This is a genomic window from Streptomyces subrutilus (assembly GCF_001746425.1).
Taxonomy (GTDB): domain Bacteria; phylum Actinomycetota; class Actinomycetes; order Streptomycetales; family Streptomycetaceae; genus Streptomyces; species Streptomyces subrutilus_A.
Map to the genome: position 1 here is coordinate 1976623 of NZ_MEHK01000001.1, position 20640 is coordinate 1997262.

19 protein-coding genes are annotated in these 20640 nt (G+C 74.9%); 7 read left to right on the plus strand and 12 right to left on the minus strand.

The features are described from left to right. A complete protein-coding gene (locus tag BGK67_RS09940) occupies positions 1-1479 on the plus strand; it encodes a cobyrinic acid a,c-diamide synthase CobB (RefSeq protein WP_069923754.1) in 1479 nt (492 codons plus the stop codon). Between the two features lie 2 nt (positions 1480-1481). Here the strand turns inward: BGK67_RS09940 and BGK67_RS09945 are convergent, their stop codons facing one another. Continuing rightward, entirely contained in the window at positions 1482-2207 is a 726-nt protein-coding gene (locus tag BGK67_RS09945; protein ID WP_069919732.1) for a ZIP family metal transporter, read from the minus strand. Between the two features lie 95 nt (positions 2208-2302). Here BGK67_RS09945 and cobC point away from each other — a divergent pair, with 95 nt between their 5' ends. Then, entirely contained in the window at positions 2303-3724 is a 1422-nt protein-coding gene (cobC, locus tag BGK67_RS09950; protein WP_432215432.1) for an Rv2231c family histidinol phosphate aminotransferase CobC, read from the plus strand. Positions 3725-3993: 269 nt separating this feature from the next. Beyond that, positions 3994-5235 (plus strand): CapA family protein, encoded by a 1242-nt coding sequence (locus BGK67_RS09955; protein ID WP_069919733.1) that lies wholly within the window; start codon positions 3994-3996, stop codon positions 5233-5235. Positions 5236-5311: 76 nt separating this feature from the next. Here the strand turns inward: BGK67_RS09955 and BGK67_RS09960 are convergent, their stop codons facing one another. Together BGK67_RS09960 and BGK67_RS09965 are read right to left on the minus strand one after the other, a co-directional pair. Beyond that, positions 5312-6229, minus strand: a complete 918-nt coding sequence (locus BGK67_RS09960) for an SCO1860 family LAETG-anchored protein (protein WP_069919734.1) — start codon at positions 6227-6229, stop codon at positions 5312-5314. 293 nt (positions 6230-6522) lie between these two features. Continuing rightward, entirely contained in the window at positions 6523-7617 is a 1095-nt protein-coding gene (locus tag BGK67_RS09965) for an amidohydrolase family protein (RefSeq protein ID WP_069923756.1), read from the minus strand. Between the two features lie 154 nt (positions 7618-7771). Here BGK67_RS09965 and BGK67_RS09970 point away from each other — a divergent pair, with 154 nt between their 5' ends. Continuing rightward, entirely contained in the window at positions 7772-8854 is a 1083-nt protein-coding gene (locus BGK67_RS09970; protein WP_069919735.1) for an aminotransferase class V-fold PLP-dependent enzyme, read from the plus strand. Between the two features lie 289 nt (positions 8855-9143). On the opposite strand, the gene BGK67_RS09975 is transcribed toward BGK67_RS09970, so the two are convergent. The 9 genes from BGK67_RS09975 to BGK67_RS10010 all read right to left on the minus strand — a co-directional run bounded on the left by BGK67_RS09975 (position 9144) and on the right by BGK67_RS10010 (position 17111). After that, positions 9144-10199, minus strand: coding sequence for an aminotransferase class V-fold PLP-dependent enzyme (locus tag BGK67_RS09975; RefSeq protein WP_069919736.1), 1056 nt, complete (start codon positions 10197-10199; stop codon positions 9144-9146). Between the two features lie 68 nt (positions 10200-10267). Beyond that, positions 10268-10975, minus strand: a complete 708-nt coding sequence (locus BGK67_RS09980; protein ID WP_069919737.1) for a DsbA family oxidoreductase — start codon at positions 10973-10975, stop codon at positions 10268-10270. A gap of 65 nt (positions 10976-11040) precedes the next feature. Continuing rightward, positions 11041-11529: a GNAT family N-acetyltransferase gene (locus BGK67_RS09985; protein ID WP_069919738.1), complete on the minus strand. Its 489-nt coding sequence runs from the start codon at positions 11527-11529 to the stop codon at positions 11041-11043. Then, on the minus strand, positions 11526-11675 hold the full coding sequence (locus tag BGK67_RS38790) for a hypothetical protein (RefSeq protein WP_167739561.1): 150 nt from the start codon (positions 11673-11675) through the stop codon (positions 11526-11528). The genes BGK67_RS09985 and BGK67_RS38790 overlap by 4 nt, the downstream gene beginning before the upstream one ends. Beyond that, the gene (locus BGK67_RS09990) at positions 11660-13108 is read right to left on the minus strand and encodes a peptidoglycan D,D-transpeptidase FtsI family protein (RefSeq protein WP_069919739.1); all 1449 of its coding nucleotides are present in this window, start codon (positions 13106-13108) and stop codon (positions 11660-11662) included. Before BGK67_RS09990 ends, BGK67_RS38790 begins: the two co-directional genes overlap by 16 nt. Before the next feature lie 62 nt (positions 13109-13170). Further along, a complete protein-coding gene (locus tag BGK67_RS09995; RefSeq protein WP_069919740.1) occupies positions 13171-13860 on the minus strand; it encodes a response regulator transcription factor in 690 nt (229 codons plus the stop codon). Continuing rightward, positions 13857-15131 (minus strand): sensor histidine kinase, encoded by a 1275-nt coding sequence (locus BGK67_RS10000; RefSeq protein WP_069919741.1) that lies wholly within the window; start codon positions 15129-15131, stop codon positions 13857-13859. The genes BGK67_RS09995 and BGK67_RS10000 overlap by 4 nt, the downstream gene beginning before the upstream one ends. After that, positions 15128-16147 carry a hypothetical protein gene (locus tag BGK67_RS10005; RefSeq protein ID WP_069919742.1) on the minus strand — a complete coding sequence of 340 codons (1020 nt, stop codon included), beginning with the start codon at positions 16145-16147 and terminating at the stop codon, positions 15128-15130. The genes BGK67_RS10000 and BGK67_RS10005 overlap by 4 nt, the downstream gene beginning before the upstream one ends. Positions 16148-16328: 181 nt before the next feature. Then, the gene (locus tag BGK67_RS10010) at positions 16329-17111 is read right to left on the minus strand and encodes an IclR family transcriptional regulator (RefSeq protein ID WP_069919743.1); all 783 of its coding nucleotides are present in this window, start codon (positions 17109-17111) and stop codon (positions 16329-16331) included. Positions 17112-17238: 127 nt separating this feature from the next. Here BGK67_RS10010 and BGK67_RS10015 point away from each other — a divergent pair, with 127 nt between their 5' ends. The 3 genes from BGK67_RS10015 (at position 17239) to BGK67_RS10025 (ending at position 20603) form a co-directional block, all read left to right on the plus strand. Next, on the plus strand, positions 17239-18789 hold the full coding sequence (locus tag BGK67_RS10015; protein ID WP_069919744.1) for an aldehyde dehydrogenase (NADP(+)): 1551 nt from the start codon (positions 17239-17241) through the stop codon (positions 18787-18789). Between the two features lie 270 nt (positions 18790-19059). Further along, positions 19060-19281: a hypothetical protein gene (locus BGK67_RS10020; RefSeq protein ID WP_069919745.1), complete on the plus strand. Its 222-nt coding sequence runs from the start codon at positions 19060-19062 to the stop codon at positions 19279-19281. Between the two features lie 62 nt (positions 19282-19343). Beyond that, positions 19344-20603 (plus strand): TerD family protein, encoded by a 1260-nt coding sequence (locus BGK67_RS10025; RefSeq protein ID WP_069919746.1) that lies wholly within the window; start codon positions 19344-19346, stop codon positions 20601-20603. Positions 20604-20640 lie beyond the last annotated feature (37 nt).

The window sequence follows — 20640 nt, forward strand, 5'->3', positions numbered from 1 at the left end:
GTGAACGTGCCCCGGCTGGTCGTCGCCGCGCCGTCGTCCGGCAGCGGCAAGACCACCGTCGCCACGGGCCTGATGGCGGCCTTCTCGGAGCGCGGCCTCGCCGTGTCCCCGCACAAGGCCGGGCCGGACTACATCGACCCCGGCTACCACGCGCTGGCCACCGGCCGTCCGGGCCGCAACCTCGACGCCTTCATGTGCGGGCCGGAGCTGGTCGCTCCGCTGTTCGCGCACGGGGCGGCGGGGTGCGACCTCGCGGTGGTGGAGGGCGTGATGGGCCTGTACGACGGGGCCGCCGGGCGGGGTGAACTGGCGTCGACCGCGCAGGTGGCGAAGCTGCTGCGGGCGCCGGTGGTGCTGGTCGTCGACGCCTCGTCGCAGTCGCGGTCGGTGGCGGCGCTGGTGCACGGCTTCGCGTCCTTCGATCCGCAGGTGCGGCTGGGGGGCGTGATCCTGAACAAGGTCGGCTCCGACCGGCACGAGGTGATGCTGCGGGAGGCCCTGGAGGAGGCCGGCATGCCGGTGCTCGGCGTGCTGCGGCGGGCTCCGCAGGTGGCCGCGCCCTCGCGGCACCTGGGTCTGGTGCCGGTCGCCGAGCGGCGGGCCGACGCGCTTGCCGCTGTTGGGGCGTTGGCGGCTCAGGTCCGGGCCGGCTGCGACCTCGACGCGCTGATGGCTCTGGCCCGCACGGCCCCGGCCTTGCCTTGCCAAGCCTGGTCGCCCGCGACTGCGCTGGCGCGCAGCCGGGGCTCCGCCCCAGACCCCGCTCCTCGAACGCCGGAGGGGCTGAAATTGCCGCGCTTGGCGGACGCCATCAGCCAAGATCCAGCCTCGCCGGCGATCGAGGCGCGGGGGCTGGGGCAGAGCCCCGGTCCACGACCGGTGGTTGCCGTCGCCGGCGGGGCCGCGTTCACGTTCTCGTACGCCGAGCACACCGAGCTGCTGACCGCGGCCGGGGCCGACGTCGTCGCCTTCGACCCGCTGCGGGACGAGGCGCTGCCCGAGGGAGCCGCCGGCCTGGTGATCGGCGGCGGTTTCCCCGAGGTGTACGCCCCCGAGCTGTCGGCCAACGAACCCCTGCGCGCGGCCGTGGCCGCCTTCGCCGCGGCCGGCGGCCCGGTGGCCGCCGAGTGCGCCGGGCTGCTCTACCTCGCCCGGTCCCTGGACGGGAAGCCCATGTGCGGGGTGCTCGACGCCGACGCCCGTATGTCGGAGCGCCTCACCCTGGGCTACCGGGAGGCCGTGGCGCTCTCCGACAGCGCCCTCGCGGCGGCCGGGACCCGGCTGCGCGGGCACGAGTTCCACCGGACCGTGGTCGAGCCCGGCGCCGGCGCGGCCCCCGCGTGGGGGTTCACGCACCCGGAGCGCCGCGTCGAGGGCTTCGTACGGCGGGGCGTGCACGCCAGTTACCTGCACACGCACTGGGCGGCGGAGCCGTCCGTCGCCCAGCGCTTCGTCGGGGCGGCGGCGGCCCGGCCGTGAGATCACTCCGCGAGGCCGACCACGAGCCAGATCCCGGCCACCCCGCCCACCGTGCACATCAGCGTGGACAGGGCGGGGTGTTCGTGATGCGCCTCGGGCAGGATCTCGGCGGCCGCCAGGTACAGCAGGACCCCGCCGAAGAAGCCGAGGTACGCGCCGAGCGGTTCCTCCGGAAGGGTGAACAGCAAAGTGGACGCCGCACCCACGACGGGGGCGGCGGCGTCCGCGAAGAGCATCATCAGCGCCTTGCGGCGGGCGTTCCCGTACAGGCGGGTCAGCGTGTACGTGTTGAACCCGTCGGCGAAGTCGTGGGTGACGACGGCCAGCGCCACGGCCAGGCCCATCCCCCCGCCGACCTGGAACGCGGCTCCCAGGGCCACCCCGTCGGCGAGGCTGTGGCCGACCATCGCGGCGGCCGCGGTGAGCCCGACCTGCGGGACCCGTGCGCCGTCCTCCGCCCCGTGGGCGGCCTGGCGTACGGCGAGGAGCCGCTCCACGACGTGCGCGACCAGGAACCCGGCCACGAAGAGCAGCAGGGCGAACGGGACGCCGAACACCTCGCGGCCCGCCGCGTGCAGGGCCTCGGGAAGCAGGTCCAGGCCGACGACGCCGAGCATCAGCCCGCCCGCCAGTCCCAGCACGAGGTGGCGGCGGTCGGTGACGCGCTGCGCCGTCCATCCGCCCGCCAGGGTCATCAGGAACGCGCCCAGTGCCACGATCACGGCCATGTGCCCCTGAATACCGATTCCCCGGCCCCCGCGCACTTCCGTGCCGGGGTGGGGGGCGGCGGACTGTTGACGATGACTACGCAGGGAGGGCCCCGGTGGGCGAGTACGTGACACAGCTGGTGGTCGGGGTCGGCGGGCGGGCGGGGGTCTCCGTGGCGGAGGTCTGCGCCCTGGTCGAGGAGACGCTGCGGGGGGCCGGGCTGGCCTCGGAGGCGGTGAAGGCGCTGGCCACGGTGGACTCGAAGGCGCGGGAGGCGGGGCTGACGGGGGCGGCGAAACGATTCGGCGTACCTCTCATCGGGTACTCCGCCGAACAGTTGGCCGCGATCACCGTGCCGCATCCCTCGGAGGCGGCGCGCACCGCCGCCGGGACCGCCTCGGTGGCGGAGGCCGCGGCGCTCGCGGGCGGCGGCGAACTCCTCGTGCCGAAGCGCCGGTCGATGGCCGCGACCTGCGCGGTGGCCACGGCGCAGGCGCACGACCTGCGCCACCACGGCGACGCGGAAGTGATCGACGCGGGCACCGACCTGGTGGACCTCGCGGTCAACGTACGGGCGGACACGCCCCCGCAATGGCTCAGGCAGCGGATCGCCGCCTCGCTCGGGGACCTCGCCGCCTACCCCGACGGCCGGGCCGCCCGCGCGGCGGTGGCGCGGCGGCACGGGCTGCCGGTGGAGCGGGTGCTGCTGACGGCCGGGGCCGCGGAGGCCTTCGTACTGATCGCGCGGGCGCTGGGGGCCCTACGGCCGGTCGTGGTGCATCCGCAGTTCACCGAGCCGGAGGCGGCGCTGCGGGACGCGGGCCACCGGGTGGAGCGGGTGGTGCTGCGGGCGGCGGACGGGTTCCGGCTGGACCCGGCGGCGGTGCCCGAGGAGGCGGACCTGGTGGTGGTCGGCAACCCGACCAACCCGACGTCGGTCCTGCACCCGGCGGCCGCGCTGGCCGCGCTGGCCCGGCCGGGCCGGATCCTGGTGGTGGACGAGGCGTTCATGGACGCGGTCCCGGGCGAACGCGAGGCACTGGCCGGCCGGATGGACCTGCCGGGGCTGGTGGTGCTGCGGAGCCTGACGAAGACGTGGGGCCTGGCGGGGCTGCGGATCGGCTACGTGCTGGCCGAGCCCGAGGTGATCGCGAAGCTGGCCGCGGCGCAGCCGCTGTGGCCGGTGTCCACCCCGGCGCTGGTGGCGGCCGAGGCCTGTGTGGCTCCGGCGGCGCTGGCCGAGGCGGAAGAGGCGGCGCGGCGGATCGCGGTGGACCGGGCCCACCTGGTGGCCGGGCTCGCCGAGTTCGACGAGGTCACGGTGATGGGGGCGGCGCAGGGGCCGTTCGTCCTGATCCGGGTGGCGGGCGGCGCGGAGGTCCGCAGCCGGCTGCGCACGCTGGGCTTCGCCGTCCGCCGCGGGGACACCTTCCCGGGGCTGGACGATTCCTGGCTCCGCCTGGCGGTCCGCGACCGCGCCACGACGGGCCGCCTCCTCCAGGCCCTGGACCATGCCTTGACCCTGACCACCCGCTGACCCGGGCCCGGGCCGACGCCCGACAGGGGATCCGGCCCGGCCCCTGCGGCGGACGGGCCCCGGCCGCGGGAGCCGCGGGGCCCGGCCCGCCTCCCGCGCCCGGCGGCGCCGTGGCCGGGCATGCGGGGCGCCGCGGCCGAGCCGGCGCCGGAGTACGCCCCGGCCGGAAACCGCCCCCTGGCGGTGCTGGAGGCGGGTGGCGGGCCGCGCGCCTACGATGGCGGCTGGGGCTGGTGGACGCGCCCCCGGGTCGCGTACAGGGGGCAGCGATGAAGACATCCGCGCGCATAGCCGTGGCCGTGGCCGGGCTGGCCGTCGTGGGCGGCGGGGTCCTCGTAGGGCCTCGGTTCCTCGGCGGCGGCGGCAAGGCGGCGGCGCCGGAGCAGCGTTTCGGGGCCGAGCCCGCCCCGGCGGCGAGCGCCACCTCCCCCGCTCCCGCCTGGCCAGGACCAGGGCAAGGGCCGTTCACGCTCGTGGCGACCGGCGACATCATCCCGTACCCGTCGATCATCCAGCGGTCCGCGGACGACGCCGACCAGCCCGGCGACCACGACTTCCGGAAGATATTCGCCGGCGTCAAACCCCTGGTCTCCGCCGCCGACCTGGCCCTGTGCCACCACGAGATACCGTACGGCCGCCCCGGCGGCCCCTACACCGGCTACCCCCTCTTCAAGGCCCCGCACCAGCTGGCCGACGCCCTGAAGGACGCCGGGTACGACAGTTGCTCCACCGCCTCGAACCACACGCTGGACGACGGCTACGAAGGCCTCGCGCGCACCCTCGACCACCTCGACCGCGTCGGCATCCCGCACGTCGGCTCGGCCCGCAGCCCGGAGGAGGCCAAGGCCCCGGCCCTGATGTCGGCCGGCGGTGCGAAGGTCGCCCAGTTGGACTACACGTACGGCACGAACGGCATCCCCCTCCCCGAAGGCAAGCCGTGGGCCGTCAACCTGATCGACAAGGACCGGATCCTCGCCGACGCCCGCGCGGCCCGGGCCGGCGGCGCGAACGTGGTGGTGCTCAGCGTCCACTGGGGCACCGAGTGGCAGACCTCCCCCGACGAGCAGCAGCGCGAGCTCGCGCAGGCGCTGACCGCATCCCGCGGGCCCGACGGACTCCCCGACATCGATCTGGTCATCGGCACCCACAACCACGTGCCGCAGCCCTACGAGAAGATCAACGGCACCTGGGTGGTCTTCGGCATGGGCGACCAGGTCGCCAGCTTCGTGCCGGCCGACAAACTGCGCGGGAACCAGTCGTCGGTCCCCCGGTTCACCTTCGCCCCGGCGGCGGCACACGCGGGCCGCTGGGAGGTGGTGAAGGCCGAGTTCCTCACGCAGTACTCGGACATGGGGCCGCCGTTCCGCGTCGTCTGCGCCTCCTGCGCGGCCTCCGACAGCACGCTCCCCGCCGCCAAGCGGAGCGAGTACGCCCGGATCGACGAGCAGGTCACCGAGGCCGTGCTGTCCCGCGGCGCGGCCGCCCAGGGTCTGGAGCACGCCACCCGCTGAGCACTCCGCCCGCTGAGCACTCCCCTCCGGGTGCTCAGCGGCCGGCGGCCGGGGGCGGCGGCTCGGCGGCAGGGGACTACGAGGCCCGGCTCCGGCGCGTCACGACGAGCGCGCCCCCGCCGATCCCGAGCAGGACCAGCGCGCTTCCCGCCACGTACGGGGTCAGCGAACCGCCGCCGGTCTCGGCCAGGTTGGCGTCGGTGGTGACGGCCGACCCGGTGCCGGTGCCCGTCGCGGTCTGCGGCTTGACGTCGGGCTTCGAGGACGGGGCGGGGGCCGGGGCCGTCGGGGACTCGCAGTGCGCCTCGGCCAGCACGATCTCGCCTTCCACCTCGGCCACGTTCAGCTTCAGCGGGTTCACCGACACCTTCAGGCGCAGCGCGGCCGCGGCGGCCGTCGTGGAGGTCGTCTGCGTACCGGACAGCTCCAGGCTGACCAGGCCCACGCCCGGCACCTCGACCTTGGTGGGGCCGCCCGCCGACAGGGTGACCCTCTTGCCGAGCGCGGTGACCGTCCCGAGGACGTTCGACGTGGCCACCGGCTGCTTGCCCGCCTCGCAGACGGCCTTGGAGGTGACCTTCTCCACCTCGATGAGCGAGAGCGCCGGCAGGCCCGGCACGTGCACCCGGGCCTTGGCCAGGTTGGCCTCCGCCTCGGCCCGGGTCTTGTCGGCGGTCGCCTTGGAGGTGGCCACGTCGGCCCGGAGCACGCTGACCGGCTTTCCGCCCTCGACCCCGTCCAGGGTGACCGTCAGCGCCGTCTTCTCGGCCGTCGCCGGGGCGCTGACCTCGTTGAGGGTCGTCTTCAGCGGGATGTGCACGGTCTTGTTGAGCAGGCCCACGTCCAGTCCGGCGCGCAGGACGACGGCGCCGGCCTTGCCCTCGCCCCCGGCCCCGCCGCCTCCCGTGGCGAAGGCGGGCGGGGCGGTGAGCAGGGCTGCCGCCCCCGTGGCGACCAGGACGGCCGCGGGCATGCGGAAGGTGTTGCTGTTCAAGGTGGTGGAACCCCCAGGGAGATGGGTGCCGTCGCGCCGCCATGGGGGACATCGCGCGCGCCGACGGCCTCGTCCCCGGAATCTTTACGCACTGTGGGTGAACGGGCAGCCACGTGAGGTGAGTTCACCCCAAAGGGTGGTTTCCATGCATACATTCGAATTTCCACGCCTCAGGAGGAACGTGAGTTCCCTCCTGTCGCAGGCACGCGGTGGGCGCGAGCCGTTCTAACGACCGCTCGGCCGCGGACGTCACGCGCCGTCAACACCCCACCCGCCCACGGCCGACGCCCCCCTCAGGCGCGGACCGTGCCGTTCACCACGACCCGCAGGGGCTGCGCGAGCGCCCGTACGTCGGCCCGCGGGTCGGCGGCGTAGACGACGAGGTCCGCGGGCGCGCCCTCGGTGAGTCCCGGCCGCCCGAGCCACTCGCGGGCCGCCCAGGCCGTCGCCGAGAGGGCGTCCAGCGCCGGGATGCCGGCCTTGACCAGCTCCTCGACCTCGGCCGCGACGAGACCGTGCGGCAGGGAACCGCCCGCGTCGGTGCCGACGTACACCGGGATGCCCGCGTCGTAGGCGGCGCGGACGGTGTCGTAGCGCCGCTCGTGGAGCCTGCGCATGTGCGCCGACCAGCGCGGGAACTTCGCCTCGCCGCCCGCCGCCATCTTCGGGAAGGTGGCGATGTTCACGAGGGTCGGCACGATCGCGACACCCCGTTCCGCGAACAGCGGGATGGTGTCCTCGGTGAGGCCGGTGGCGTGCTCGATGCAGTCGATGCCCGCCTCGACGAGGTCGCGCAGCGAGTCCTCCGCGAAGCAGTGCGCCGTGACCCGGGCGCCCAGCCGGTGCGCCTCGGCGATGGCCGCCTCCACCTCTGCGCGCGGCCAGCAGGCCGCCAGGTCCCCGGCCTCGCGGTCGATCCAGTCGCCGACCAGCTTCACCCAGCCGTCGCCGCGCAGCGCCTCGCGGCCGACGTAGGCGACGAGGTCGGCGGGCTCGATCTCGTGCGCGTAGTTGCGGATGTAGCGGCGGGTGCGCGCGATGTGCCGGCCCGCCCGGATGATCTTCGGCAGGTCCTCGCGGTCGTCGATCCAGCGGGTGTCGGAGGGGGATCCCGCGTCGCGGATGAGGAGGGTCCCGGCGTCGCGGTCGGTCAGGGCCTGGCGTTCGGCGGTCCGGGCGTCGACCGGGCCGTGGGCGTCCAGACCGACGTGGCAGTGCGCGTCGACCAGCCCGGGCAGGGCCCAGCCGGAGACCGTGGTGACCTCCCGGGCGCCGCGCGGGCGTTCGTAGGAGATCCGGCCGCCGACCACCCAGAGCTCGTCGCGGACCTCGTCGGGCCCGACCAGCACCCGCCCCTTCACGTGCAGCACGCCGCCCGCACCGCTCACGTCGCCCGTCCCGCCCACGTCGTCCGCTCCGCTCCCGTCGCCCGCATCGCTCACGTAGTCCGTCCCGCTCCCGTCGCCCGCATCGCTCATGTCGGCACTGTACGGGCGTGCTCGATACGCTCTGCGGGTAACCCCGGACGAAGAGAGCAGCACCGTGACCCACCCCCTGCTGGACCTCCCGCCGCTCACCGCCGAGCGTTTCGCGTCGATCGAGCGGGGGGTCGCGGACCTCCTCGCCACCCGGCAGGACGTGGTGATCACCCAGGGCGAGGCGCTGCTGCCGCTGGAGGGGTGCATCCGCTCGGGCGCGCGGCCCGGCTCGACGGCGCTGAACGTGGTCACCGGGCCGTACGGCACCACCTTCGGCAACTGGCTGCGCGACTGCGGCGCGGCGGTCGTGGACCTGGAGGTCCCCTTCGACACGGCGGTGACGGCCGGCCAGGTGGCGCGGGCGCTGGCCGAGCACCCGGAGATCGACTTCGTCTCGCTGGTCCACGCGGAGGCCGCGACCGGCAACACGAACCCGGTCGCGGAGATCGGTGAGGCCGTACGGGCGCACGGGGCCCTGTTCATGCTGGACGCGGTGGCGTCGGTGGGCGCGGAGCCGCTGCTGCCGGACGCGTGGGGCGTGGACCTGTGCGTGATCGGGGCGCAGAAGGCGATGGGCGGCCCGGCGGGCGTGTCCGCGGTGTCCGTCTCGGAGCGGGCGTGGGACCGGTTCGCGGAGAACCCGGCGGCCCCGCGCCGCTCCTACCTGTCGCTGCTGGACTGGAAGGAGCGCTGGATCGACGCCGGGCGAAAGGCGCTGCCGCACGCTCCGGCGCAGCTGGAGATGCTGGCGCTGGAGGCCTGCCTGGGCCGCATCGCGCACGAGGGACTGTCCTCGGTGACGGCCCGCCACGCGGCCGCCGCGGCGGCGACCCGCGCGGGTGCGGCGGAGCTCGGGGTGGCCCCGTACGTGGGCCGGGCGGCGGAGGCCGCCCCGGTGGCCACGACCCTGCGGGTCGCGGACGCCTCGCTGGTGGTGGCCAAGGCGCTGGCCGCGGACCCGGCGGTGCCGGTCGCCGCGGGCGGCGGGGCGCCGACGCGGGAGATGGTCCGGGTCAACCACTACGGGACGGCGGCCTCGCTGCCCGTGGTCGAGGCCGCGCTTACCGCCCTGGCGACGGCTCTGGGCGCCGAGCCCGCGGCGGCCGTCGCCGCGGCGGGGACGGCCTGGACCGCGACGCTCGGCTGACCCGGGCCGCCGCGGACGTGGCGCAGGGCTCGGACGCACCGGCTTCGACGCACGGCCTGCGGCTCGGGGCACGTGCACGGGCGCGGAGTCGAAGGCAGACGCGCGCACGGCCTTCGGCACGGGCGCGCGGGCGGGCCCGGCCGGCCCTCAAGGGCACGGGCCCGGGACACGGGCCCGGCGGGGCCCCAAGGGGGAGGCGCGCGCACGGGCCCGGGCCGGCCTCAAGGGCAGGTGCGCATGGGCCCGGCCCGGCTTCAATAACAGGCGCGCGCACGGGCCCGGCGCGGATTCAGGCCAGGACGTCCAGCAGCCGGTCCACGTCGGCCTCGGTGTTGTAGAGGTGGAACGAGGCCCGCAGGGCGCCCGCGCGGGCGGCGGTGGCGATCCCGGCCGCCTGCAGGGCCTCCTGCCGGCCGGCGAGGCCGGGCACCGAGACGATGGCGGCCCCGCCGGGCACCGGCTCGTGGCCGAGGCGGGCGAGCCCGGCCCGGTAGCGGTCGGCCAGCGCCGTGTTGTGGGCGTGGACGCGTCCGACGCCGATCCGCTCCAGCAGGGCCAGCGAAGCCTCGGCCGCGTGGTAGGCGAGGAAGGCGGGGGACTCGTCGAACCGCCGGGCTCCGTGGGCCAGTTCCGGCATGGGTCCGTAGGTGGCCTCCCACATGGACTCGGCCGCCACCCACCCGGCGTGCAGTGGGGTCAGGGTGTGCTGGGCCTCCCGCGACACGGTCAGGTACGAGGCCCCGCGGGCGGCGAGCAGCCACTTGTAGCCGGCCGTGACCGTGTACTCGTACGGCGAGGCGTCGAAGGGCAGCCACCCCGCCGCCTGGGTGGCGTCCACCAGCATGCGGGCGCCGTGCGCGGCGGTGGCCGCGCGGACCGCGGCCAGGTCGGCCGTCCGCCCGTCGGCGGACTGTACGGCGCTCAGCGCGACCAGCGCGGTCCCCGGGTCGACGGCTTCGACAAGGGATTCCAGCGGCGCGAAGCGCACCTTGAGGTCGCCGCGCACCACGAAGGGGTTGATGACGGACGCGAACTCGCCCTCCGGGCAGAGCACTTCGGCCCCGGCGGGGAGGGAGGCGGCGACCAGGCCGACGTGGGTGGCCACGGCCGAGCCGACGGCCACCCGCTCGACGTCGACCCCGACCAGCCGGGCGAAGGCGGCCCGGACCCGGTTCACGCGGTCGAAGTCGCCGAACCCGGTCGGGGTCCCGCCGCCCGCCGCGTCCGCCAGGTCGCGTACGGCCGCGACGGCGGAACGCGGGAGGATCCCGCACGTGGCGGTGTTGAGGTAGACGGTGGAGTGGGCGAACTCGGGCCGGACCGCTTCGACGAGGGAAAGATCCATGGGTCCACTCTGCTCCGCGCGCGCCCCAAAGTCCATGCCCCATTCGGCACGCCACCCTCAAGGAACACTTATACCTGGGGGACGGCGCACGCCCCGTCGGGCTCGCACGCATCGGCGCCCGCAGCCGGCTCCTCGACCTCACGGCCGGCCCACGCCTGCTCCAGGGCGCGGGTGAACACCTCGGCCGGCTGGCCGCCGGAGATCCCGTAGCGGCGGTCGAGCACGAAGAACGGCACGGCGTTCGCCCCCAGCTCGGCGGCCTCGCGCTCGTCGGCGCGGACCTCCGCGGCGTAGGCGGTGTCGTCGGCGAGGACGGCACGCGCCTCGGCCTCCTCCAACCCGGCCTCCACGGCGAGGGCGGCCAGCACCTCGGGGTCGAAGACCGACCGCTCCTCGGCGAAGTTGGCCCGGTAGGCGAGGTCGAGCAGCTCCTCCTGACGGCCGCGGGCGGCGGCCAGGTGCAGCAGGCGGTGGATGTCGAAGGTGTTCCCGTGGTCGCGCCCGTCGGTGCGGTAGGCCAGACCCTCGGCCCGGGCACTGGCCGCGACGTGCTCCTCCATGGCGCGCGCCTCGTCGAGGGTGCGGCCGTACTTCTTGGCGAGCATCTCCAGGACGGGCGCGGTGACGCCCTTGGCGCCGTTCGGGTCGAGCTCGAAGGACCGGAAGACGACCTTCACCTCGTCGCGCTGCGCGAACTCGGCCAGCCCTCGGGTGAAACGGGCCTTGCCGATGTAGCACCACGGGCAGGCGATGTCGCTCCAGATCTCGACGCGCATGTTCCTTCTTCTCTCTCCGGACGGGCGAACAGACAGTTCTCCCTTCAACCACCCGGGGGCGCGTCTCATTCCCCGGACACCGTGAGCCAGAGGGTGAGGTGGGAGCCGGAGCGGGCGGGCGCCGGGCCCGGGTCCGGGAGCCAGCCGCGGGTGGCGTAGAAGGCCTGGGCGCGGAGGTTGTGCGTGTACACCTCCAGGCGGACCCGCTCGATTCCGGCGCGGCGCCAGGCGTCGAGGCAGGCCGCGTGGAGGGCGGCGCCGGTGCCGCGGCGCCAGTGGACCGGGTCGACGTGGAGCTGGGTGAGGGTGGTCTCCCCGTGGGCGGTGCGGAAGGCGGCGACACCGGTGACCTCGCCGTCCCGCTCCGCGCACAGCACCCCGCCCTCGGCGGCGGGGCGGGCGACGGCGCGTGACCACGCCTCGCGGGCCTGGGCGCGGTGCGGTTCGCCGGTGTAGGTCTCCTCGGGGACCCGCCCCCGGTAGTAGGTGGCCCGGGCCCTGGTGTGCAGGGCGGTGATGGCGTCGAGGTCTGCGGGGCGCGCGGTCCTGATCACGGGAAGGACAACGCGCCGGGAACCGTGCCGGTTCCCGGCGCGTCCGCCGCCGTGCGCCGCGTGCGGGCCGCCGCCGCGCGTGCGTGTGCGGCCTTCGTCGTCCGCTTCGTGCGGCCGCCGCCCCGCGCGGCTACTTCTTGAGCCACGCCTGCATCATCTTCTGGGCGACGGGGGCGGCGAGCTTGCCGCCGCCGATCTCGGAACGGTCGGTGTCGGACCGCTCGATCACGATGGCCACGGCGATCTGCTTGTCACCCAGCTTCCCGTACGAGGTGAACCAGGCCAGCGGAGCCAGGCTGTTGTTCACACCGCGCTGGGCGGTACCGGTCTTGCCGCCCACCTCGGCGCCCGCCACCTGCGCCGGCTTGCCGCCGCCCTCGCCGGCGACCGTCCGCATGGCGTCACGGAGCATAGAGGCGGTCTTCTCCTTCATCACCTGCTGGGACTTGGGGTCCTTGAAGCTCTCCAGCACGGTGCCGCCGGCGTCGGTGACCTCGGAGACCATGTGCGGGGCGACGAGCTTGCCGCCGTTCTCGATCGCGGCCGTGACCATCGCCATCTGGAGCGGGGTGGCCTGTACGTCGAACTGGCCGATGCCCGTCTGCGCGACCTGGTCGACCGACATCTTCTTCGAGGGGTACTTGCTGGGCGGGTTGGTGCGGACCGGGGTGTCGATCTGCGTGTTGAAGCCGAACTTCTCGGCCATCGCCCGCATCTTGTCCTGGCCCAGCTTGTACGCCAGCTCCGCGAAGACGTTGTTGCAGGACAGCCGCATGGCCGTACGCGGGGAAACGTTGTTGCAGGCGGCCGAGCCCGCCTCGCTGGGCAGCGGGGTGCGGGTGCCGGGGATCGTGTACGGGTCGGGGATGCCGGTCGGCTGGTCGATGTCGGTGACCAGCCCGTTCTCGATCGCCGCGGCGAGGGTGACCAGCTTGAAGGTGGAGCCGGGGGCCTGCGGCTTGCGCAGGGCCACGTTCTCCATCGCCTTGCCCTTGTCGGCGGAGAGCTCCGCCCAGGCCTCCTTGTCGTTGGCGCCCGTGATCCTGCCCGGGTCGAAGGAGGGGTTGTTGACGACGCCGAGGATCGCGCCCGTCGCGGGGTCGATGGCGACGGCGGCGCCCTGCTTGCCCTCGAGCGCGTCGTACGCGGCCTTCTGCACGTCCGGGTCGATGGTGGTCAGGACGTTGCCCGGGTCGGCCCGCTTGTTGGTGAGCATGTCCATCATGGTCTTCAGCCGGCTGTCGGAGCCGTTGAGGATGTTCTTGTAGACACCCTCCAGCATGCTCGTGCCGTAGGCCTGGGAGCTGTAGCCGGTGATCGGCGCGTAGAGCGGGCCGTTGGTGTAGGTCCGCTTGTACCCGAAGTCCTTGCCACCCGTCTTCGTCGAGCCCGTGATCGCCTCCCCGCCCACGATGATGTTGCCCAGCGGGTTCTCGTACTGCCCGATGAGGTTGCGCCGGTTGTGCTTGTCGTCTGCGAGGGCCTGGCCTTGGTATGCCTGCACCCAGGTGACGCGGACCAGCAGGGCCAGCACCAGGAGCAGACAGAAGACCGACGCACGCCTGATCGTCTTGTTCATCCCCCAGAAGGACGTACCAACGGTCCCAGCCGTTCCGCTCTGCCCCGATTGTGGCGGGGTTCTCAGCCGTTCTTCATGAAGCCGCCCTCGTACGCGGCGATGACGGCCTGGGTCCGGTCGCGGGCACCGGTCTTGGCGAGGACCGAGGCGACGTGGGTCTTGACCGTCTGCGGTCCGACCCCGAGGTGCTCGCTCATCTCGTGGTTGGACAGTCCGGTGGCCATCAGCCGAAGCACGTCGGCCTCCCGGCCGGTGAGGCGGGCCACCCAGGGTGCGGCGGCGGGCACGGAGGCGGCCGTGTGCGCGGCGGCGAGGGAGCGGACGGCGGCCGGGTAGAGCAGCGAGTCCCCGCGGGCGACGAGCCGGACCGCGCCGATCAGCTCGTCGGGGTCGGCCCGTTTGAGGAGGAACCCGGCGGCTCCCGCGCGCAGCGCCCCGTAGACGTAGGCGTCGTTCTCGAAGGTGGTGACGACCACGATGCGGGGCGGGTCCGCCATGGTCGCGAGGATCTGCTCGGTGGCCCGGATCCCGTCGATCTCGGGCATCCGGACGTCCATCAGCACCACGTCGGGGGCGAGGGAGCGGACCAGCGGGACGGCCTGCGCCCCGGTGGCCGCCTCCCCGACGACCTCCAGGTCGTCCTCGGCCTCGAGGATGACCCGCAGGGCGGTGCGCACCATCCGCTCGTCGTCGCAGAGCACGATGCGCAGCGGGGGCCTCCCCGCCGCGGCGGGCGCGTTGGGCGCGGTCATCGGGCGTCCTCCGCGAGCGGCAGGACGGCCCGCAGCCGCCACCGGTCCTCGTGCACGCCGGCCTCGACTCGGCCGCCGAGCAGAGCGGCCCGTTCGGCGGCGCCGCGCAGTCCGCGGCCCCCGGTGGTGCGGGGCGCCTGGTCCTGGGGTGCGGCGGGCGGGTTGGTCATGGTGATCTCCATTTCGAGGTGTCCGGTCCCGGCCGCGTCCCGTACGCGGATCCGCAGTTCCACGGGTCCCGCGCCGTGGCGCAGCGCGTTGCTGAGGCCCTCCTGGACGATCCGGTACGCCTCGCGGGAGGCGATGGCCGGCAGGTGGGCCCAGTCCCGGACGGGTCCGGGGTCCTGCCGGGCGGTGACAGGGGTGCCCGAGGCCCGGGTGCGGGCCAGCAGCCCGTCGAGGTCGGCGGCCAGCGTCGGAGCGGGCGCGGCGTCCCGCCGGGCGGGGTCGCCGTCCCGCAGCAGGCCGAGGACGGCGTCCAGCTCGCCCACCGTCCGCCGGGTGGTGTCCTCGATGGCGGCCAGCGCCTCCCGGACGAATCCGGGGTCGCTGTCGAGCACCCGCCGGGCGGCCGCCGCCTGGAGGGTGACGGCGCTCAGCGCGTGCCCGACCGCGTCGTGCAGCTCCCGGGCCAGCCGGTTGCGCACGGCCAGGTCGGCGGCCCGCTCCTCGGCGGCGGCCAGCCGGTCCGCCGCCGTCGGCCCGAGCAGTACCGGAGCCAGCCGGGCCAGCAGCGCCCCGGATCCGGCGGCGCACAGCGCGAGCCCGCCCAGCAGGCCGGCCCCGAGCAGCGGGGCGGCGTACGGTTCGGCCCCGGTACCGAACCAGCCCAGCCCGAGCCCGCTGTCCCGCAGCCCGGCCGAGAACGGCAGCGCGATCAGCACCACCGCCATGGGCGGCACGGCGAGGGTCATCCCGCTGATCACCGCGCCGACCCCCAGGTGCAGGGTCCACCAGGCCGAGGTCCGGCCCCGCGCCGCCCAGGACCGCGCCGGCCCTTCGGCGAGCCGCTCCCCCGGTACCGCGCACATGGCCCGGACGGCGGCCACGGACAGCGGCCGGACCAGCCCGTACACGGCGGTCACCGCGGCCAGGGGCAGGGCGGCCGCGTAGGCGGCGAGGGTCAGCGGGAGGGAGCTGAGGACGTTGACCCCGCCGGCCGCCATGCCGACCCCCACCTGGGCGAGGAGGAAGTACGGCATCAGCAGGGCCCCGCCGAGTATCAGGTGGATCCAGCGCAGCCTGGCCCGGGCTCCGAACAGCCGGTTCACTCGACGTGGGCGGCCGTGAGGAACCGTACGAGAACGGCGGCCGAGAGCAGTCCGGTGATCATCTGCCCAGCGTAGGTCAGCAGGAGCACCGCGCCAGGCCCTTCTCCCCCGTCCAACTCCGGCCCCAGCGCGGCGATCAGCACCCACGTCCCCCAGCTCAGCGCGGCACCCGAGCCGATCCAGGCGGCGCCGAGCGCCCATCGCCGCCCTCGCGCCCCGAGCCGCCCGCCACGGGCCAGGAGGACGGCCCCGGCTCCCGCGGCCAGCGCGCATACCCCGTGGACGGCCGTGGCCACGCCCGCCTCCGCGGAGTACACGGCCGCCCGCCCGGCACCCAGCCCGGCCGTGCCGCCGAAGGCCCAGTACGCCTGCACCACCGCGACCGCGAGCCCGGCCGCCGCCGCGGCCGCCGCCGCCACCCCCGTGGACGACGGCAGCCTCCCCCGGACTCCGTCCGGGGAGATCCCCGCCCCCGGCGCACCCTGCCGGCGGCTACCCCAGCGCTCCCGCGCGTAGGGCACGAACAGACCGGCCAGGGCGAGCCCTTGGACGGTGAACCCGGTGTAGACGACGTGGAAGACCCAGGGCTCCAGGAAGGGCCGCTGCCCGCTCGCCGCGGCCGGCTCGGCTCCGAGGCCGAGCAGCCGTATGAGCAGTTGGCCCGGATAGCCGAGGAGGATCGGCGCCAGCAGCCCCGTCGCGAAGAAGACCGGGACGGTCAGCAGCCAGGACGGTATCCGCATCCCCCAGGGACGGGTGAGCACCAGCACGAGCAGGATCACGCAGGCGTCCATGGCCAGCGTGACGGAGTTGGCCGCGGTGAAGAACAGGCTGGGCTCGCTCAGCGCGCTGCCGGCCGGTATGCCGATCTGACTCCCGGCCAGCCAGGCGGTCTTGAGCCCCAGATAGGGCACGGTGGCGGCGATGGCCACCGCCCGCAGGATCCGCCGGCCGGTCCCCGGGCCGGGGGCCGGCGGCTGCGTCGCGTACGTCGCGTGAACGGCTCGTGTGGTCATGACCCAACGGTCCCGCCCGCGGCGTTCCGCCACCTCCCCCTCGTGGGGGAACCGCCTCCCCCGCCCGGGGGAGGAACCCCCCGCTCCACCGCCCGTCCGGCCGCGCCGCCCGGAACCACCCCCGCGTCACCGGCCGACCGGCGCCATCACGCCCAGGTCGACCGGCCCCGACACGCCCGCGTCACATCCGCCGCGTGACCACCGACAGCCGGTCCCGCGCCTCGAACAGGGCCGCCTTGATGACCTCTTCGTGCTCCGCCGTCAGCCGCGCCACCGGCACCGAGCAGCTCACCGCGTCCCGGGCCGGCGTCCGGTACGGCACCGCCACCCCGAAGCAGCGCAGCCCGAGGGTGTTCTCCTCCCGGTCCACCGCGTAGCCCTGCTCCCGCACCAGCGCCAGCTCCTCGATGAGCCGTTCCCGGTCCGTCACGGTGTGCTCGGTGACCGCCTCCAGCCGCCGCGGCAGCAGGCCCCGCACCTCCTCGTCCGTGTGCGTGGCCAGCAGCGCCTTGCCCAGCGCCGTGGAGTGCACCGGCAGCCGCCGCCCGACCCGGGTGAAGGGCCGCAGGTAGTGCCGGGACGGGCGGGTCGCGAGGTACACCACGCTCGTCCCGTCCAGCCGGGCCAGGTGGATGGTCTCCGTCGTGTCGTCGGAAAGCCGGTCCAGGGTGGGCCGGGCGGCCGCGACCACCTCGTCGCCGTCGATGTACGAGCTGCCGACCAGCAGCGCCCGGACGCCGATGCCGTAGCGCGTGCCCGTCGCGTCCGTCTCCACCCACCCCAGGTTCACCAGCGTGCGCAGCAGCATGTACAGGCTGGACTTGGGCAGGGAGAGGTCGTTCTGGATGTCGGCGAGGCTGTGCAGCCCCGGCCGCGCCGCGAAGTGCTCCAGCAACAGGACCGTCCGCACCGCCGATTTGACCGGCGCCGCCGGGACCGTGCTCCCCGATTCGGTCGTCGTCATGCGCCTGCTTCCCCTCTGGCCGCCTCTTGTCACGCCGAGGACGCGGAAATAGAGTCCACAGCAGATGTGATCATTCATCCACCAGAACGGCGTTCAGAATACTGAACGATCCAGGAGGCAGCGGGCCATGACAACGACACCAGTCTGGAGTGTGGACCCCCGCACCGGGAAGCAGCGCGAACAGGTTGCGGTCGAGGCCACACCCCAGGAGGTGGACGAAGCCGTACGGAACGCCCACGCCGCCCGCGGCGCGCTCGCCGACGCCCCCGCCCGCGCCGCCTTCCTGCGCACGGCCGCGGACCTCCTCGACGGGGCCGCCGCGCACGTCGTGGAGGCCGCGGACGCCGAGACCGCGCTGGGCCCGGGCCGGCTCACCGGAGAGCTGGCCCGCACCACCGGCCAGCTGCGCGCCTTCGCCGACGCGGTGGAGGACGGCTCCCACCTCGACATCCGGATCGACCGCGCCGACGCCTCCCTCAGCCCGCCGCGCCCCGAACTGCGCCGCTACAAGGTGCCGCTGGGCGTGGTCGCGGTGTACGCCGCCTCCAACTTCCCGCTCGCCTTCTCCGTCCCCGGCGGCGACACCGCGAGCGCGCTGGCCGCCGGGTGTCCGGTGGTCGTCAAGGCGCACCCCGACCACCCGGCCACCTCCGAGCTGTGCGCCTCGCTGTTGCGCCGGGCGGCCGTCGCCTCCGGGCTCCCGGCCGACGTCGTCTCCGTGGTGCACGGGTTCGACGCCGGCCTGGCGCTGATCCGCCACCCGCTGGTGTCCGCCGCCGGATTCACCGGTTCCATCCGGGGCGGGCGCGCGCTGTTCGACGCGGCGGCCGCCCGGCCCGTACCCATCCCCTTCCACGGCGAGCTGGGCTCGCTGAACCCCGTCGTGGTCACCCCGGCCGCGGCCGTCGAGCGCGCCGAGGAGATCGGCAGCGGGCTCGCGGGCTCGGTCACCCTCGGCGTGGGCCAGTTCTGCGTGAAGCCGGGCCTCGTCCTCGTCCCCGAGGGCCCGGCGGGCGACCGCCTCACGAACGCGCTCACCAAGGCGCTCGGGGAGACCGAGCCGGGGGTGCTGCTCGACCACCGGATGCGGGAGAACTTCATCGCCGGAGTGGGCGAGCGGGCCGCGCTGGCGGGTGTCGAGGCGCCCGTCACCCCGGGGTCCGGCGGCGAGCACACCGTCGGCGCCGGCTACCTGACCGTAGCGGCCGAGCGCCTCCTCGGCAGTGCCCCGGGCGGGGAGTACGAGGTGCTGCTGGAGGAGTGCTTCGGTCCCGTCACCGTCGTCGTGCGGTACGCCGACCAGCGCGAGGCGGGCGCGGTGCTCGGGCGGCTGGGCGGGAACCTGAGCGCGACCCTCCAGCTGTCGGCCGCCGAGACCGAGGGCGCGCCGGGCCCGGCCTCGGAGCTGATCGGGCAGGTCACGGAGCTGGCGGGCCGGATCGTGGTCAACGGCTGGCCGACCGGGGTGGCGGTGGCCCCGGCCCAGCACCACGGCGGGCCGTACCCGGCCGCGACCTCGCACTCCACCTCGGTCGGCGGGACCGCCATCGAGCGCTGGCTGCGCCCCGTGGCCTACCAGTCGGTGCCGGACGCACTGCTTCCGCCCGAGCTGCGCGAGGCCAACCCGCTCGGGCTGCCGCGCCGCGTGACGGAAGCCGCGGGAGCCGCCGGGAGCTGACGCGCACCCCCGCGGCAGGGCCGCCCGGGGCTGCCGGGCCAGGGCCGCCGGGTCCAGCCCGGCCCGCCGAGCCCGCCCCGACCAGCCCCTGCGGCGGCCGGCCCGCCCGGAGGCAGCCCGGCCGCCCGGAGAGGCCAACCCGGGCAACCGCCCCGGCGCCTGCCCGGGCCCGTCCCCGGCCGGGGCAGCCGACCCGGGAAGCCGCCCCCGCCTGCCGGAACGCCGAAATTCCGTTGCCCGCCCCGTCCCCGCCGGGGCAGGCTGCGGCGCATGCCGAAGCCGCAGGGATTCTCGTACGAACGCCACCGCGACCACTCCGTCGTCATCACGCACCAGGGCCGCACCGCCGCCACCCTGCGCGGCAACCGGGCGGAGAAGTTCCTGACCGAGGTGGAGTCCGGCGACGCGCAGCTGGTCATGGCCCGCTGGACCGGCGCGTACAAGTTCGGCAACGAGCGCATGGCGAAGAACCACCCCCGCAACCGGCGCTGAAATCCGCGGCGAGGGCAAGGGAACGGCAAAGCACCTCCGGTCGTTCTCCGGGCATGACCGCTATGACCCCTGGATCCAACCTGCCGCTCAATGCCGTCCGTGTGACGGTCGACGTGGCTGCGCCGGTACGGCTCGACGTATCCGGACTGCTCCTGACGGCGGACGGCAAGGTGCGCTCCGACGCCGACTTCATCTTCTACAACCAGCCCTCCGGGCCCGGTATCAGCTACCGGTCGGGCGGTGGAGCGGCGCCGGACTCGATCACCGTGGACACCTCCGCGCTGCCGCCCGGGATCGAGCGGATCGTGGTCACGGCCAGCCCGGATGCCGCCGGGCAGAGCTTCCAGGGCATCGAGCCCACCGCCACCGTGCGCAACGCGGACGGCGGAGCGGTGATCGCCAGCTTCACCCCGCCGCAGCTCGGCTCCGAGACGGCGCTCGTGGTCGTCGAGGTCTACCAGCGCGGCGGCGTGTGGAAGGTCCGCGCGGTCGGCCAGGGGTACACGAACGGGCTCGCCGGCATCGCCACCGACTTCGGCGTCTCCGTGGACGAGGAGGCGGCCGCCGCGCCGGCCGCCCCGGCCCCCGCCCCCGTCGCCCCGCCCGCGCCGCCGGCCGCTCCCCCGGCCCCGCCGGCCTCCTACCCGGCCTCCCCCTGGCTCGGCGGTACGACGCCCACGACGCCCAGCGCCCCCGTACCGCCCGCGCCGCCCGCGGCCCCGGCCCCGGCGGCACCCGGCAGCGGGAAGATCAACCTGGACAAGGGCCGGGTCACCCTCCAGAAGAACCAGACCGTCTCCCTGGTCAAGGGCGGCCGCCCGCTGCTCTCGCAGGTCAAGATGGGTCTCGGCTGGGAGCCCGCGTTCCGCGGCCGGGACATCGACCTCGACGCCTCCGTCATCGTGTACGGCCCCCAGCGCAACCACATCGACAGCTGCTACTTCGGCAAGCTGTCGATCCTGAACGGCGCCATCAAGCACTCGGGCGACAACCTGACGGGCGAGGGCGCGGGCGACGACGAGGTGATCGTCGTGGACCTCGGCCGGATCCCCGCCGACGCCACCGGCCTGGTCTTCACGGTCAACTCCTTCTCCGGCCAGAAGTTCACCGAGGTCGCCAAGGCCTACTGCCGTCTGATGGACGCGGCGAGCGGCGAGGAGCTGGTGCGCTTCGACCTCACCTCCGCCGAACCGCAGACCGGGGTCATGATGGCCAAGCTCATCAAGCAGTTCAGCGGCGAGTGGGAGATGACGGCCATGGGCGACTTTGTGAAGTCCCGCACAGTGCGCGGCATGGTCAAGCCCGCCTCGCAGGCTCTCTGAGCAGGTCGGCGGGCACGGCGAGCCGCCCGGCGCCACC